At 70.5% G+C, this 15,575-nt stretch carries 13 protein-coding genes; all 13 read left to right on the plus strand.

The features are described from left to right. The first annotated feature begins 5 nt into the window (after positions 1-5). Positions 6-767, plus strand: coding sequence for an SDR family oxidoreductase (locus GGR66_RS08735; protein ID WP_184447969.1), 762 nt, complete (start codon positions 6-8; stop codon positions 765-767). Further along, complete coding sequence (locus GGR66_RS08740; RefSeq protein WP_184447970.1) at positions 764-1,411, plus strand: NeuD/PglB/VioB family sugar acetyltransferase; 648 nt, start codon at positions 764-766, stop codon at positions 1,409-1,411. The genes GGR66_RS08735 and GGR66_RS08740 overlap by 4 nt, the downstream gene beginning before the upstream one ends. Positions 1,412-1,436: 25 nt before the next feature. Then, complete coding sequence (locus tag GGR66_RS08745) at positions 1,437-2,576, plus strand: aromatic ring-hydroxylating dioxygenase subunit alpha (RefSeq protein ID WP_184447971.1); 1,140 nt, start codon at positions 1,437-1,439, stop codon at positions 2,574-2,576. Next, on the plus strand, positions 2,573-3,190 hold the full coding sequence (locus GGR66_RS08750) for an acetyltransferase (RefSeq protein ID WP_184447972.1): 618 nt from the start codon (positions 2,573-2,575) through the stop codon (positions 3,188-3,190). Before GGR66_RS08745 ends, GGR66_RS08750 begins: the two co-directional genes overlap by 4 nt. A 210-nt stretch (positions 3,191-3,400) precedes the next feature. Then, on the plus strand, positions 3,401-4,606 hold the full coding sequence (locus GGR66_RS08755; protein WP_255421629.1) for an FkbM family methyltransferase: 1,206 nt from the start codon (positions 3,401-3,403) through the stop codon (positions 4,604-4,606). A 174-nt stretch (positions 4,607-4,780) separates the two neighbouring features. Continuing rightward, the gene (locus GGR66_RS08760) at positions 4,781-8,305 is read left to right on the plus strand and encodes a glycosyltransferase (protein ID WP_221236375.1); all 3,525 of its coding nucleotides are present in this window, start codon (positions 4,781-4,783) and stop codon (positions 8,303-8,305) included. 254 nt (positions 8,306-8,559) lie between these two features. Beyond that, on the plus strand, positions 8,560-8,922 hold the full coding sequence (gene fliE, locus GGR66_RS08765) for a flagellar hook-basal body complex protein FliE (RefSeq protein ID WP_019797186.1): 363 nt from the start codon (positions 8,560-8,562) through the stop codon (positions 8,920-8,922). A 12-nt stretch (positions 8,923-8,934) separates the two neighbouring features. Continuing rightward, on the plus strand, positions 8,935-10,656 hold the full coding sequence (gene fliF, locus GGR66_RS08770; protein ID WP_184447973.1) for a flagellar basal-body MS-ring/collar protein FliF: 1,722 nt from the start codon (positions 8,935-8,937) through the stop codon (positions 10,654-10,656). Between the two features lie 10 nt (positions 10,657-10,666). Further along, the gene (gene fliG, locus GGR66_RS08775) at positions 10,667-11,656 is read left to right on the plus strand and encodes a flagellar motor switch protein FliG (RefSeq protein WP_160958722.1); all 990 of its coding nucleotides are present in this window, start codon (positions 10,667-10,669) and stop codon (positions 11,654-11,656) included. Continuing rightward, on the plus strand, positions 11,653-12,276 hold the full coding sequence (locus GGR66_RS08780; protein WP_184447974.1) for a FliH/SctL family protein: 624 nt from the start codon (positions 11,653-11,655) through the stop codon (positions 12,274-12,276). Before fliG ends, GGR66_RS08780 begins: the two co-directional genes overlap by 4 nt. Next, positions 12,273-13,649, plus strand: a complete 1,377-nt coding sequence (locus GGR66_RS08785) for a FliI/YscN family ATPase (protein WP_160967549.1) — start codon at positions 12,273-12,275, stop codon at positions 13,647-13,649. The genes GGR66_RS08780 and GGR66_RS08785 overlap by 4 nt, the downstream gene beginning before the upstream one ends. A 3-nt stretch (positions 13,650-13,652) precedes the next feature. Then, positions 13,653-14,114 carry a flagellar export protein FliJ gene (gene fliJ / locus GGR66_RS08790; RefSeq protein ID WP_167087715.1) on the plus strand — a complete coding sequence of 154 codons (462 nt, stop codon included), beginning with the start codon at positions 13,653-13,655 and terminating at the stop codon, positions 14,112-14,114. Then, on the plus strand, positions 14,111-15,433 hold the full coding sequence (locus GGR66_RS08795) for a flagellar hook-length control protein FliK (RefSeq protein ID WP_184447975.1): 1,323 nt from the start codon (positions 14,111-14,113) through the stop codon (positions 15,431-15,433). Before fliJ ends, GGR66_RS08795 begins: the two co-directional genes overlap by 4 nt. Positions 15,434-15,575 lie beyond the last annotated feature (142 nt).

The raw sequence follows: 15,575 nt of genomic DNA on the forward strand, positions 1-15,575 counted from the left end.
CCCCCATGTCCGTTGCGGAAACGCCGGCCGCTCTGTCGCAAACGTTGTACGGCGTGCATGGCAAGACGATTCTGGTGACCGGCGCCTCCAAGGGCATCGGCGAGGCGGTGGCCAAGGCCTGTGCCGGCGCCGGCGCGCGCCTGCTCGTCGCCGGCCGCGACCTGCCGCGGCTGCAGGCCTTGCTCGACGCCTTGCCGGGCGACGGCCATCGTCTGTTCGCCGGCGACCTGTGCGACGCCGCCACCGTGCAACGCCTGGCCACCGAAAGCGGGCCGCTGGACGGCGTGGTGCACAGCGCCGGCATCCGCGGCCTGTCGCCGATGAAACTGGTCAGCGAGCGTTTCCTCACCGACGTGATGACGATCAACTACGTCGCGCCGACGATGCTGACCCGCCATCTGCTCGCGCGCCAGGCGCTGCGCCCCGGCGGCTCCATCGTGTTCCTCGCTTCGATCGCCGCGCTGACCGGCACCGTCGGCGTCGGGCCTTACGCCGGCTCCAAGGCGGCGCTGATCGGCATGCTGCGGCCGCTGGCGCTGGAACTGGCGAGGCGCCAGATCCGCGCCAACGCGCTGTGCCCGGGCCTGGTCGAGACCACCCTGATCAACGAAGACAAGGCCTGGTTCGAGGAGAGCCGCAAGCGCTACCCGCTGGGCATCGGCGACCCCGAGGACGTGGCCATGGCTTGCCTGTACTTCCTCTCCGACGCCAGCAGTAAAGTCACCGGCCAGGCCTTCAGCATGGACGGCGGCGTGGAGTTCGCATGAGCGATGCGCCCCCGCAACACGTGCTGATCGTCGGGGCCGGCGGCTTCGGCCGCGGCATCGCGGCGATGGCGTACAACGACGATCCGGGCTACGGCCAGGCCTGGGACATCAAGGGCTTCCTGGACAGCCGCAGCGCATTGGCGTCCGGCCTGCGCTGGCCGCTGCTGGGCGACCCGGACACCTACCAGCCGGTGCCCGGCGACCTGTTCGTCTGCGCGCTCGGCGACCCGGCCGCGCGCCGCCGCTACAGCCAACCACTGCTGGCGCGCGGCGCCGACTTCATGGTGCTGCGCCCGCGCCTGCGCGAAGCCTCGGAGACGCCGATCGGGCGCGGCAGCCTGTTCGAGGTCGGCGTGTCGATCGGTGCCGACAGCCGCATCGGCGAGTTCGTCACCATCCTCGCCACCACCATCGTCGGCCACGACGTGGTGATCGGCGACTACGTGCAGATCGGTAACTTCGTGTTCGTCGGCGGCGGCGCGCGCATCGGCCATGACGTGGTCATCCATCCGCACGCCACCGTGCTGCCCGGCGTCGCGATCGGCGACGGCGCGGTGATCGGCGCCGGCAGCGTGGTGGTCAAGGACGTGCCGCCCAACGTCACCGTCGCCGGGAACCCGGCGCGTACCATCTTCAGCCGTTGACCCCGCACCCAGGACGCCGTTCCGCATGACCCGCCACGCCCTCGACGCCGAGCACTACATCAGCCCGCACAGCCTGCGCCTGGAACAGCAGCGGCTGTTCGGCAAATTGTGGATCTTCGTCGGCTTCGCCTCCATGGTACGCGAGCGCAACCAGTTCTTCGCGCGCCAGGTGGCCGGGGTGCCGGTGCTGGTGCAGCGCACTGAGGCCGGCATCCGCGCTTTCCTCAACCAGTGCCCGCACCGGCAGTCGGCGATCCAGACCGAGTCGCACGGCAAGCGGCCGCTGGTGTGCCCATACCACGCGTGGTCGTTCGGTGCCGAGGGCGAGTTGCGTGGGCTGCCCAATTCCGGCCTGTACCAGTTCACCGCAGAGGAGAAGGCCAACATCTGCTTGACCAAGCTGCATCTGCAGCAGGTCGGCGAACTGCTGTTCGTGAACATGGCCGAGCAACCGCTGCCGCTGGAGGAGCAGTTTGCGCCCGCGTTCCTGGAGGATCTGCGCGCGGCGGCATCGCACGTGGATTCGCAGTTGATCTACAGCTGCCACCGCGTGCGCTACAACTGGAAACTCAACATGGAGAACGTGAAGGATTACAACCATATTCCGTTCATCCATCCCAAGACCTTCAACCCGCTGATGACGGCAGCGCCAAAGCCCTCGGCGCATGTCGAGCGGTCCGTCGAGGTACCCTCGGCGGTGGAACAACTGCTGCAAGGCGGCGAGCCCGTTCCGCTGGACGCGCTGAGCTTCCCGGCCAAGGCCGAGATCGCGGTGCAGGATCACTGGTACCGACCGCTTTGCGAGCGCTACGGTGAGGACTCGGCGTTCTACAACTGGTTCCTGTATCCGAACGTGAACTTCTACAGCGTGCGTGGCGACTCCTTCGTACTGCAGCAGTACGATCCGGTCTCGCCGCACGAGACCGACTACCACCTGTGGGTGGCGACCGCCCGGCGCCGAAGCGAGCGGACCGATTTCACCGCCCTGCTGAGTACGCTGATGCGCATCGAGCACCAGGTGATCGCCGAGGACACGGCGGTGCTGGAACGCCTGCAGGCCGGCTTCGGTCCGCACTCGCGTGCCTTCATGCACGGCGACTACGAGACCGAGCTGGTGCGCCAGCACCTGTGGTACCGCGCCAACGTGCTGGAGCAACCGGCATGAAGACGCTGGTGCTGATCGGCCAGGGCCATGCGCTGGAGCAGGCACAACGTACCGCGCAAGCCTGCGGCCTGGCGTACGTGGGCATCGCCCTGGAATCGCCGGACCGCTACAACTTCGACCTGGGCGCCCTGCACGCCAGCCATCAGCCCGCCGCGACCGACGTGTTCGTCGCCATGGACGAACGCGCGGTCAACCAGTCGCGGCACAAGCTGCTGGCCGACGTGCGCCTGGCCGGCTATGGCAGCATCGATCTTGTGTGGCCGCAATCGCACATCGATGACGGCGTGCGCCTGCTCGGCAACGTGCATGTCGGCCCCGGTTGCAACCTGGCCGCTGGCAGCAGCATCGGCGCCGGCGGCTGGCTGGACCGCCAAGTGATCGTCGAACACGACGTGCGCGTCGGCGCCTGCGTCACCCTGCATGCCGGCGTGCACCTCGGCCGCGGCACGCAGATCGGTCAGGGCAGCACGCTGGGCGGCGGCAGCATGACCCGCAGCGGCGCGAAGATCGGCCGACACTGCGAATGGCTGCTGCCCGGCACCGTGCCGGACGTGCTGGCCGACCGCTGTTTCTACGACGCCCTGATGCCTGGCGGCGCCCGCATCCTGCGTTGATCCCAACGCCGCGCAGCACGCGACGACACGTATCACGATCCGATTCATGCCGCATCGCACCAACGGTGTGGCAGCAGTTCGCAAGTCCGATTCAGCACGGCGCAAACCCAAACGCCTCTGCACAAGCTGGGATGCATGCACGGGTGTAAGCATCCCCCGCTCCGCTAGGATCGGGCATCTGCTGTGTTCGCGGCGCGACCCGATCGCGCTATGAGGCGATGCGCAGCCAAGCCTATTTTCCAACACCCGTGCCCGCAGGGCGCGCTCCTTTCGAGTGAATCCATGACCGACCCTCTGGCCGCGCTTCAGCGCGAAGCGGACCTGATTGATGCTTGCAAGCGCGCCGGCGGCGCAATCTTCCTGGCGCCCAGTTCCAGTCTCGGCGGGCTCTACGCGGCCCGCGCCGCCGCTCTGTTGGTCGAGCGCGTCCCCGGCATCCGCGTCGTTGCGCTGGACGATGTGTTTCACGAACGCCGCATCACCGATGCGGGCTTCGATGACGTGCGTCCGACAGCGACCTTCTTGCGCGATCCGGATCTGGCCGGGTTACCCACGATCAACTGTGCGTACATGCCAACCGCGTGGCTGCACTTCGATCAACTGCAGCGGCTGGGCAGCGGTCGCCGCGTCGATCTGCCGCAGTTGATGTACGCGCTGGATATTCCACTGGTGTATCAGAGCGGACAGGTGACACGGGAACAGACGCTTGCGCACGCCGCGCAGTTCGATGCCGTGCGTGGCCGCTTCGCCGACGCATTGAGCATGCGTACCCTGGACGCGCTACTGCAGATGCGCATGGACGGCGACAGGCGGCCGCTGCTGGATGTCCTGTGCCCGATGGAGCAGGAGTATTACTCGGTGTATTCGGCTCTGGAGCATCCGCTGCGGATCGGCGCAGACGAACACTATGTGGACATTGGCGCCTATCGCGGCGACACGGTCAAGAAGTTCCGCGCGGCATCGCGCCACCGCTATGCCACCATCCATGCCTTCGAGCCGGATCCGGAGAACTTCGCCGCCCTGCAGCAAGGGCTGACAGACGATGACGGCCGCACGACGCTGTACAACGCCGCAGTCGCCGACGTGGCCGGCACCCTGGCGTTCGATGCCCAAGGCACCATGGGCAGCCGACTCGATGGAAGCGGCTCAGCACGCGTGGACTGCGTGCGCCTGGACGACCTGATCGAGCACGTCAGCGTCTTGAAGATGGATGTGGAAGGCGCCGAGGCCAAGGTGCTGCGGGGCGGCGCGGCGCTGATCGGGCGCTGCCGGCCGCGCATGGCCATCACCTGCTACCACCATGCGCTCGACCTGCTGGACATCGTCGCCGAACTCGACCGCATCATGCCGGGTGCCAAACTACGACTGCGCCACTACGCCATGTACTACTTCGACAGCGTGCTCTACGTGGAGTGAGGCGCAGCCGCGCCTGCTGCGCCACCTTCTTCTTCGCCTCCAGACCCAACTTCGCTCCTAAAGCGCCGCCTGCTCGCAGGCGACGGCACGGGCAGGACCGGCATGCTTGTTGCATCTGAGATGGATCGGGCGCAGCGTGCGCTCCGCTCCCATTCCCGACACGGTCCATCGTTCATGCCTCACCCGTCCCTGGTCAGCGTGGTCATGCCGACCTACAAGCTCCGCTACTTCGAGCAGGCGCTCGACAGCGTGCTGGCCCAGACCTATCCGGCGCTGGAACTGGTCATCTGCGACGACAACCCGACCGAGGCGATCGCCGAGGTGGTGGAACGCCGTGCGGCCGGTGCCCCGTTCCCGATCCGCTACCAACGCAATCCGGAGCGCTACGGCGAACTCGGCAGCACCGCGCGCGGCATCGCCCTGGCCCAGGGCGAGTACGTGAAGTTCCTGCACGACGACGACGTGCTGGCGCCGGATTGCGTGGCCGCGCTGGTCGCGGCGATGCAGTCCGCGCCCGACGTCCTGCTGGCGTCCTCGCGCCGGCAGCGGATCGACAGCCACGGCGCGCCGCTGGAGGACATCCCCGCCACTGCCTTTCCGTTCGCGGGCGACGTGCTGCTGGACGGGCCGGAGCTGCTGTCGTTCCTGGCCGACCACACCATCAACTTCGTCGGCGAGCCCAGCTGCGTGCTGTGCCGGCGCAGCGACCTGCTGGAGATCGGCGACGAGTTGATGACGCTGGCCGGCAAGGTGATCAACTGGGTCGGCGATCTGGCGCTGTACGCCAAGCTGCTGCATCGCGGCCATCTGGCACTGCTGGCGCGGCCGCTGACCCGCTTCCGGGTGTCGGAGGAGCAATACAGCCAGGTCGGCCGCGACCAGCCCGGCATCGGCGATCAGGGTCATGCCAACTTCCGCCAGGGCGTGCGCGCGATGGGCTGGTACCGCGGCGATGGCGACGTTCGCCAGGTCACGGTGACGCCGCTGGCCGGTGGTCCGAGTACGCCGGTGGACCTGCTGCAGGCGATCCAGGACGCCTACGCGCGCGTCTGCGTGCAAAGCGCCCTGCACGACTGGCAGGCGCGGCGGATGGTGACGCCGGCGCAACGCGACCTGCTCGACGCGCGCATGGTCGCCCTGGGCAGCGCGCCGCGGCTGGCCGTCCTGGTCGACGCAAGCGGCGCCGACCACGCCGCACTGGCGGCGACCCTGGACAGCCTGTTACTGGAGGGTGCGGCGTTCGCACAGGTGCAGGCGCTGGTGCTGGGCGATGCGCCCATCGCAGCGTGGCCGGACCCGCGGGTCCGGAGCCTGCCGTCGCTGCCGGCCGAGGCCGATGCGGCGGCGCTGGCCGCAGCGCTGGATGCATCACCGGATAGCGACTGGTGCCTGCGCGTGGCCGCGGGCAGCCGTTTCTATGCAGGCGGCCTGCTGCGGCTGCTGCTGGAACTGGCGCAACAGCCGCAGTGCAACGCGCTGTACGCGGATGAATGGCTGGCGGTGGATGCGGACACCCTGGCGCCGCTGCTGCGGCCGGACCCGGACCTGGACCTACTGCTGGGCAATCCGCTGGCAATGGCCAGCCACTGGGTGTTCCGCCGTGCCGCGGTGCAGGCGCTGGGCGGCTTCGACCCGGCCTACGACGGCGCCAGCGAATTCGAGCTGATCCTGCGCCTGTTCCTGCGCGACGGCGGCGACGGCATCGTGCACCTGCCCGAGCCGCTGCTGGTCGCCGCGCCGGTCAGCGCCGAGGCCGGCGGCCCGGCGCGCCAGCGTGCGATCGCCGCGCACCTGCAGGCCCGCGGCTATCCACATGCCGCGGTCGAACCGCTGCCGGGCGGCCTGTTCCGCATCGACTACGGCCACCCCGCGCAGCCGCCGGTCTCGCTCGTGCTGCTGGCACAGGACAACCTGCCGGCGCTGCAGCGCGCGGTGGTCAGCCTGCTCGAACAGACCGCCTACCCCGCCTACGAACTGCTGCTGGTGGACAACGCCAGCCAGGCGCCGGAGATCACTGCGTGGATGCAGGCGGTGGCCGAGCTGGGCAACGGCCGCATCCGCGTGTTCGAGCTGGAGCAGCGGGTCTCGCAGGCCGAGGCGCACAACCTCGCCGCGACCCAGGCGCAGGGCGAGTACCTGTTGTTCCTGGACGCCGACAGCGCCGCGGTGCAGGACAGCTGGCTGCACGCGCTGATGAACCACGCGCAGCGGCCGGAGGTCGGCATCGTCGGCGCCAAGGGTGTGTCCGCCGACAGCCGGATCACCCACGCCGGTCTGCTGCCGGGCGTGCTGGCCGGCGCCGGCCACGCCTTTGCCGGCGAGGCGATGGCGCAGCCCGGCTACATGGGCCGGCTGCAGGTGGCGCATCGCTACAGCGCGGTGTCGGCGCATTGCCTGCTGGTGCGGCGGGCGCTGTTCGAACACCTGTCCGGATTCGACGCGGCCGGCTTCGCCAAGGGCGGCGCCGACGTGGACCTGTGCTTGCGCGCCGCGGCGGCGGGCGCCTGGACGGTGTGGACGCCACAGGCGCTGCTGTTGCAGCCGGCCCCGGCCACGCGCAGCGAGGCGGCCGACGAGGCCCTGCTGCAGCGCTGGCTGCCGGCGCTGGCGTACGATCCGGCCTATTCGCCCAGCCTGGGCCTGGAGCAGCCCGGCGGCTTCCAGTTGGGCGAATCCGAGTTCTCCTGGCAGCCGCTGTCATGGAAGCCGCTGCCGCGGATCCTTGCCCATCCGGGCGACACCTTCGGCAGTGGTCAGTACCGGGTCATCCAGCCGTTGCAGGCGCTGGCCGCGGCGGCGCAGATCGACGGCCTGTACTACGCGCGCCTGCTCGACCCGGTGGAACTGCAGCGCATCGGCGCCGACGCGGTAGTGCTGCAGCGCCGCGTCGGCGATGCGGAACTGGTGCGGATGGAGCGCATGCGCCGTTTCTGCGGTGCCTTCATGGTCTACGAACTGGACGACTACCTGCCCAATCTGCCGCTGAAGAGCGCGCATCGCGAGCAGATGCCCAAGGACGTACTGCGTTCGCTGCGGCGTGCCGCCACGCTGGTGGACCGCGTCACCGTCTCCACGCCGGACCTGGCCGAGGCGCTGGCCGGCCTGCACGGCGACATCCGCGTGGTCCGCAACCGGCTGGAGCCGCAGCTGTGGGGCGCGCTGGCGACGCCGGCGGCGTCCGACTCGGCCAAGCCGCGGGTCGGCTGGGCCGGCGGACTCAGCCACACCGGCGACCTGGAACTGATCGCCGACGTGGTGCAGGCGCTGGCCGGCGAGGTCCATTGGGTGTTCATGGGGATGTGCCCGGAGCGGCTGCGCCGGCACGTGCACGAGGTGCACGCGGGGGTGGACTTCGCCCGCTATCCGCAGGCGCTGGCCGCGCTGGGCCTGGACCTGGCGCTGGCGCCGCTGGAAGACAACCTGTTCAACCGCTGCAAGAGCAACCTGCGCCTGCTCGAGTACGGCGCCTGCGGCTATCCGGTGGTGGCCAGCGACCTGCCGCCCTACCGCGACGGCGGGCTGCCGGTGACCCTGGTCAAGAACCGCTTCCGCGACTGGGTCAATGCGATCCGCGCACACCTGGCCGATGCCGACGCCCGGGCCGCGGCCGGCGCCGCCCTGCGCGCGGCGGTGCAGCGCGACTGGCTGCTGCAAGGCGCCAATCTGCAGGAGTGGCGGGCGGCCTGGCTGCCGGACTGAGTCGCCCCCCAGCCCACCTTGAGGTCGGCGCGCAGCGCCCGCGTCCGAACGTGACGACGCGCACAGCGTCAACCCGCCGACACGTCGCCTGCGCCCACCCGCGCCGGCGACGCGGCAGGCGCCGGGAACCCGTCACCTGCCGCCGGTGTCCCCCGCCCGTGCCCGCTTGGAGGCCGCGCGGCACGTGAACGCCGTTTCGGCACACCGCTTGCATTGCATACGGGCAAGCCGTCTCCCGGCAGGGACTTCACCGTATGAGCGACTCCATCAGCTCCATCCTTTCGCAGATCCGCAGCTATCAGGGCCAGGTCGGCCAGGCAGCGCAGACGCGGGTGGGCGATGTCGGCCGCAGCAATGCGATCGAAGGCCTGACCGGCAACCAGGGCGTGCAGGGCCCGAGCTTCACCGAGACCCTGCGTAACGCGATCGGCGGCGTGAACGAGGCCCAGCAGAAGTCCGGCGACCTCGCCAAGGCCTTCGAACTGGGCGACCCCAGCGCGGATCTGGCCAAGGTGATGCTGGCCGCACAACAGTCCCAGGTGGCGTTTCGCGCTACCGTGGAAGTCCGCAACCGACTCGTCCAGGCGTATCAGGACGTGATGAACATGCCGCTGTAAGGGTAGAAGACGATGGCGCTTGCGATCAGCAAAGACACTTTCAGCAGCGAAAAGGCGGGCGCCTGGTTCGACCGCCTGCAGAGCCTGCAGCTCACCCGCCGCATCGGCCTGATGGCGATGATCGCGGTGGCGGTGGCGGCCGGGCTGTTCGTGTTCTTCTGGTCGCAGAAGCCGGCCTACACCCCGCTGTACACCGGCCTGGACGAGAAAGGCACGGCCGAGGCCACCGACCTGCTGCGCACCGCGCAGATCCCGTTCAAGCTCGACCAGGCCACCGGCGCGATCACCGTGCCGGAAGACAAGCTGTACGACGCACGGCTGAAGCTGGCCGGCTCCGGCCTGACCGACAACGGCAACATGGGTTTCGAGGTGATGGAGAAGGATCCCGGCTTCGGGGTCAGCCAGTTCGTGGAGAACGCGCGCTACCAGCACGCCCTGGAAACCGAACTGGCCCGCACCATCTCCAGCCTGCGCCCGGTGCGCGAGGCGCGGGTGCACCTGGCCATTCCCAAGCCGAGCGCGTTCACCCGCCAGCGCGAGGCCGCCAGCGCCTCGGTGGTGCTGGAACTGCGTGGCGGCACCACCCTGGAACGCAACCAGGTCGATGCGATCGTCAACATGGTCGCCTCCAGCATCCCCGACCTGGCGCCGGATCGCGTCACCGTGGTCGACCAGAGCGGGCGCATGCTGACCATCGCCGACCCCAACAGCGATGCCGCGCTCAACGCCGCCCAGTTCGATCAGGTGCGCCGCCAGGAAAGCGCCTACAACCAGCGCATCCGCGAACTGCTGGAGCCGATGACCGGCCCCGGCCGGGTCAACCCGGAAGTGAACGTGGACATGGACTTCTCGGTGGTCGAGGAAGCGCGCGAGCTGTACAACGGCGACCCGCCGAAGCTGCGCAGCGAGCAGGTCAGCGACAGCAGCACCCAGACCGGCGGCCCGCAGGGCGCGCCGGGCGCGACCAGCAACTCGCCGGGCAGCGCGCCGGGCCAGCCGGGTGCCACCGGCGCTCCGCCTGCACCGGGCACGGCCGGCACCCAACAAGCCGCCGCCGCGACGCCGACCGAGAGTTCCAAGAGCGCCACCCGCAACTACGAACTGGACCGGACCCTGCAGCACACCCGGCAGCCGGCCGGGCGCATCAAGCGCGTCTCGGTGGCGGTGCTGGTGGACCACGTGATGCGTCCCGGCGCCAAGGGCAAGATGACCGAGCAGGCGCTCAGCGCCGCCGAGCTGACCCGCATCGAAGGCTTGGTCAAGCAGGCGGTGGGCTTCAATGCCGAACGTGGCGACACCGTCTCGGTGATGAACGCACCGTTCGTGCGCACAGCACCGGAAGCGGAAGACAAGCCCGGTTGGTGGGAAGATCCGCGGGTGATGAACGGCCTGCGCCTGGTGCTGGGTGCGGCGGTGGTGCTGGCGCTGCTGTTCGGCGTGCTGCGCCCGGCGCTGCGCCAGATCGCCGGTCCCGCGCCGGCCGCGGCGGTCGGCCACGACCGCGACGGCAACGAACCGCGCGATGCCAAGCTGTCGATGCTCGACGACGACAACCCGCTGCTGCCGTCGCTGGGCGAGGACACCGCCAGCCTCAGCGGCGGCAGCGGCGGCAACCCCGCCATCGCCCTGCCCGACGCCTACGAGGAACGGTTGCGCCAGGCCCGCGAAGCGGTCAAACAAGATTCCAAGCGCGTGGCGCAGGTCGTGAAGGGATGGGTCGCCAGTGAAGCCTGATGCGAATGCAATGAATGGGACCCAGCGCGCCGCCGTGCTGCTGCTGTCGCTCGGCGAGGCCGACGCGGCCGAGGTGCTCAAGCACATGGACCCCAAGGAGGTGCAGAAGATCGGCATCGCCATGGCGACGCTGAGCGGCATCTCGCGCGACCAGGTCGACAAGGTCATGGAAGAGTTCAACGCCGAGCTGGGCAGCAAGACCTCGCTGGGCGTGGGCGCCGACGACTACATCCGCAACGTGCTGGTGCAGGCGCTGGGCGCCGACAAGGCCGGCAGCCTGATCGACCGCATCCTGCTGGGCCGCAACACCACCGGCCTGGACACGCTGAAGTGGATGGATCCGCGCGCGATCGCCGACCTGGTGCGCAACGAGCATCCGCAGATCATCGCCATCGTGATGGCGCATCTGGACAACGACCAGGCCGCCGAGGCGCTGAAGCTGCTGCCCGAGCGCACCCGCGCCGACGTGCTGATGCGCATCGCCACCCTCGACGGCATCCCGCCGCACGCGCTCAACGAACTCAACGAGATCATGGAGCGGCAGTTCTCCGGCAACCAGAACCTGAAGTCCTCGAACGTGGGCGGGGTCAAGGTCGCGGCGAACATCCTCAACTTCCTGGACAGCGGCGCCGACCAGGGTGTGCTGGCGGCGATCAGCAAGATCGACGCCGACCTGGGCAGCCGCATCCAGGACCTGATGTTCGTGTTCGACAACCTGGTAGAGCTGGACGACCGCGGGTTGCAGACCATGCTGCGCGAGGTCAGCGGCGACCGCCTCGGCCTGGCCCTGCGCGGCGCCGACATCAAGGTGCGCGACAAGATCACCAAGAACATGTCCCAGCGCGCCGCCGAGATCCTGCTCGAAGACATGGAGGCGCGCGGCCCGGTGCGCCTGGCCGACGTGGAGGCCGCGCAGAAGGAGATCCTGGCGATCGTGCGGCGTCTGGCCGATGAGGGCGTGATCAGCCTCGGCGGCGGTGGTGCGGAGGCCATGGTATGAACGGCAACGTGGTGCGCTGGCTGGCGCCGGAACTCGATGCCCCGCCGTTGTCGGCGGCGCAGCCGTACGAAGACGTGCTGCCGGACGAGCCGGTGCTGCGCCCGCCGAGCCTGGAGGAGATTCAGGCGATCGAGGCCGCGGCCCAGCACGAAGGCTTCGAACGCGGCCACGCCGAGGGCCTGGCCCAGGGCCAGGCCGAGATCCGCCGGCTGACCGCGCAGATCGACGGCATCCTGGACAACTTCTCGCGGCCGCTGGCGCGGCTGGAGAACGAAGTGGTCGGCGCGCTCGGCGAACTGGCCGTGCGCATCGCCGGCAGCCTGGTCGGCCGCGCCTACCAGGCCGACCCGGTGCTGCTGTCGGAACTGGTGGCCGAGGCGCTGGACGCGGTCGGCGGCGCGCGCCGCGACGTCGAGGTGCGCCTGCACCCGGACGACATCGCCGCACTGACCCCGCTGCTGACGATGATGGACCAGGGCATCCGGCTGGTGCCGGACCTGAGCCTGAGCCGCGGCGACCTGCGCGTGCACGCCGAATCGGTGCGCATCGACGGCACCCTCGAAGCGCGCCTGCGCGCGGCCCTGGAGACGGTGATGCGCAAGTCCGGAGCCGGCCTGTGAGCGCGCTGTCGGGCACCCACCCCGCCGACTGGCTGGATGCGCGCAACCTGCGCCTGGCCGGCCGTCTCGGCAGGCTCGACCTGGACGCGGCCGCCGGCCGCGGCCTGATCCGCGAAGGCATCCTGCGCCGCGCGGTCGGCCTGACCCTGGAAGCGGTCGGCTGCGAGGCGCCGATGGGCGCCACCTGCAGGGTCGAGGTCGACGGCGGCTGGGTCGATGCCGAAGTGGTCGGCTTCTCCGGCGACCGCACCTCGCTGATGCCCAGCGCCGAAACCCACGGCCTGCTGCCCAACGCGCGGGTGGTGCCGCTGCACCGCCGCGGCGGCGTGGAAGTGGGCGAAGGCCTGCTCGGCCGCGTCATCGACTCGGACGGCGTGCCGCTGGACGGCAAGGGCCCGATCCGCGCCGAAGGCTCGGTGGGCATGGCCGGCGTGTCGATCAACCCGTTGGCGCGCGAACCGATCACCACCCCGCTGGACGTCGGCGTGCGCGCGATCAACGCGCTGCTGCCGATCGGCCGCGGCCAGCGCGTGGGGCTGTTCGCCGGCTCCGGCGTCGGCAAGTCCACCCTGCTGGGCATGATGACCCGCTACACCGCCGCCGACGTGATCGTGGTCGGGCTGATCGGCGAACGCGGCCGCGAAGTGCGCGATTTCGTCGAAACCACCCTGGGCGAGGAAGGCCTGCGCCGCGCCGTGGTCGTCGCCGCCCCGGCCGACCGCCCGCCGCTGGCGCGCCTGCACGGCGCCTACCGCGCCACCGCCATCGCCGAGTGGTTCCGCGACCAGGGCCTGAACGTGCTGCTGCTGATGGACTCGCTGACCCGCTTCGCCCAGGCCCAGCGCGAGATCGGCCTGTCGGTGGGCGAGCCGCCGACCACCCGCGGCTATCCGCCGTCGGTGTTCGCCAAGCTGCCGGCCCTGGTCGAGCGCGCCGGCAACGGCGCCAAGGGCCGCGGCTCGATCACCGCCTTCTACACCGTGCTGACCGAAGGCGACGACCCGCAGGACCCGATCGCCGATGCCGCCCGCGCCATTCTCGACGGCCACATCCTGCTGTCGCGGCGCGTCGCCGACAGCGGCCTGTACCCGGCCATCGACGTCGAGTCCTCGGTCAGCCGCGTGGTCCAGGACATCGCCGACGAGCCGTGGCGCCTGCGCATCCGCTCGCTGAAGCGGCTGGTGTCGGCCTACTCGGCCAACCGCGACCTGATCACCATCGGCGCCTACCAGCGCGGCAATGACCCGGCGGTGGACGAAGCGCTGGAGCGCTGGCCGGAGATCATGGAATTCCTCGGACAGGACGTCGCCAAAGCCGCAGATCTGCCCCACAGCCAGGCCGCCCTGAAACGGCTGGTCGACCGCGAGAACTAAGCCATGATGCAATCGCAACGTCTCGATCCCCTGCTCCGCCGGGCTCAGCAGCACGAAGACGAGGTCGCCCGCGATCTCGCCGAGCGCCAGCGCGCCCTGGCCACCCACGAGTCGCGGCTGGAAGAACTGCGCCGCTACGCCGACGAGTACGCCAACAGCCAGATGGCGGCGACCAGTCTGGCGCAGCTGGCCAACCGCCGCGCCTTCCTGGACAGGCTGGAGAGCGCGGTGCAGCAGCAGTGCCAGACCGTGGACCGCAATCGCGAGAAGGTCGAGATGGAGCGCAGCCGGCTGCTGCTGGCCAGTCGCGACAAGCAGGTGCTGGAACAGCTCGCGGCCAGCTACCGCGCGCAGGAACGCAAGGTCGACGACCGCCGCAGCCAGCGCGAGATGGACGACCTCGGCGCGCGCCGCGCGCGCCTGGCGGCCACCGCCGACGAACACGAGAACGGAGACGGACGATGAACAACGCGCTTTCCGCGCTGGGCGGCAGCGGCCGCGCCAGCCAGATCGGCGGCGGCAACGACACCCCGGGCCTGGACCGCAGCGGCGGCAAGGACAAGGACTTCGCCAAGCTGCTCGGCGGCAGCAGCGGCGGCTCGGCGCGCACCACCGCGCCCAAGCCCGCCGCCCGCGAGACGGCCAAGCCGGCGCAACCGGCCGACAAGGACCAGGCGGACAAGCGCCCGGCGGCCGCCGACGACACCGCCAGCGATCCCGCGCGCACCGCGCAGGCCGGCGACAAGGTCGCCCAGGACACCGAGAAGAGCAGCACCGAGACCAAGGCCTCGGGCAAGGACAAGGGCAAGGCCGAGGACAAGCGCGACGACGCCAAGCCCGACGAGGCCGCCTGGCCGCCGGCCGGGCTGGCCGGGATCGGCCTGGGCCTGTTGCCGGCGATCGGCGCGGCGGTGCTGCCGGCCGCCTCGGCGACCCCGCTGGGCGCGGCGGCCGGGCTGGCCGTCGGCGTCGCCGGCGCCGTGGCCAACGGCGCGGCCGCCCTGCTCGGCGGCGGCGACGCGCTGCCGCAGACCGCGGCGGGCGCCACCGATCCGAATGCGGCCACCGCCGGCACGGCCAGCGCGACGGCCGGCACCGCCCCGGCCTCGGCTGCCGGCGGCTTCGGCGCGATGCTGTTGGCGCAGGGCGGGTCGGCCGACAAGGCCGGTGGCGCCGAGACCGCAGCCCCGCTGGCGGCACTGGCGGCCATCGCCGCCGCGGCCAGCGGCAAGACCGGCGAAGGCGGCGACGCCGCGCCCGCCGCCGACCCCAGCGCGATCGCGCCGACCGCGGCGGCCACGCCGCTGCACGCCACCACGCGGCTGACCGATGCGCAGCCGTTCAGCGGCTCGCCCACGCCGACCCCGAACCTGCACGGCAACCAGTTCGACGAGGAACTGGGCGCGCGCATCAGCTGGCTGGCCGACCAGAAGATCGGCCACGCCCACATCAAGCTGAATCCGGCCGAGCTCGGCCCGGTCGAGGTGCGCCTGCACATGACCGGCGACCAGGTCAACGCCAGCTTCAGCAGCAACCAGGCCGACGTGCGCCAGGCCCTGGAGAACAGCCTGCCACGCCTGCGCGAGATGCTCGGCCAGCACGGCTTCCAGCTCGGCCAGGCCGACGTCGGCCAGCAGCAGCCGCAGCAACAGCAGGCCAATGCGCAGAGCACGCCGCAGGGCGGCAGCCGCAGCGGCGGCGAGCTTGCCGACGACCTGTCCGGCAGCGTCGGGATTCCGGCGATGGTGCTGCGCCAGCGCGGGCTGCTCGACGCCTACGCCTGATCCTGGCGGCGCTGCCGCCAACCGGATCGGGATAAGGCCTTTTGTGGGAGGGGGTTCAGCCCCGACGCTTTCCTCCGAAAAGCGTCGGGGCTGAACCCCTTCCCACCCCGGGTCCCTTCTCCCACAACGGTCTCGGCCCACG

The sequence above is a fragment of the Xanthomonas sp. 3498 genome (assembly GCF_014199795.1).
GTDB classification, from domain to species: Bacteria; Pseudomonadota; Gammaproteobacteria; order Xanthomonadales; family Xanthomonadaceae; genus Xanthomonas_A; species Xanthomonas_A rydalmerensis.

Coding starts and splice junctions, on each gene's coding strand:
- GGR66_RS08735 (WP_184447969.1), top strand. CDS start 6: ATGTCCGTTGCGGAAACGCCGGCCGCTCTGTCGCAAACGTTGTACGGC.
- GGR66_RS08740 (WP_184447970.1), top strand. CDS start 764: ATGAGCGATGCGCCCCCGCAACACGTGCTGATCGTCGGGGCCGGCGGC.
- GGR66_RS08745 (WP_184447971.1), top strand. CDS start 1,437: ATGACCCGCCACGCCCTCGACGCCGAGCACTACATCAGCCCGCACAGC.
- GGR66_RS08750 (WP_184447972.1), top strand. CDS start 2,573: ATGAAGACGCTGGTGCTGATCGGCCAGGGCCATGCGCTGGAGCAGGCA.
- GGR66_RS08755 (WP_255421629.1), top strand. CDS start 3,401: ATGAGGCGATGCGCAGCCAAGCCTATTTTCCAACACCCGTGCCCGCAG.
- GGR66_RS08760 (WP_221236375.1), top strand. CDS start 4,781: ATGCCTCACCCGTCCCTGGTCAGCGTGGTCATGCCGACCTACAAGCTC.
- fliE (WP_019797186.1), top strand. CDS start 8,560: ATGAGCGACTCCATCAGCTCCATCCTTTCGCAGATCCGCAGCTATCAG.
- fliF (WP_184447973.1), top strand. CDS start 8,935: ATGGCGCTTGCGATCAGCAAAGACACTTTCAGCAGCGAAAAGGCGGGC.
- fliG (WP_160958722.1), top strand. CDS start 10,667: ATGAATGGGACCCAGCGCGCCGCCGTGCTGCTGCTGTCGCTCGGCGAG.
- GGR66_RS08780 (WP_184447974.1), top strand. CDS start 11,653: ATGAACGGCAACGTGGTGCGCTGGCTGGCGCCGGAACTCGATGCCCCG.
- fliJ (WP_167087715.1), top strand. CDS start 13,653: ATGATGCAATCGCAACGTCTCGATCCCCTGCTCCGCCGGGCTCAGCAG.
- GGR66_RS08795 (WP_184447975.1), top strand. CDS start 14,111: ATGAACAACGCGCTTTCCGCGCTGGGCGGCAGCGGCCGCGCCAGCCAG.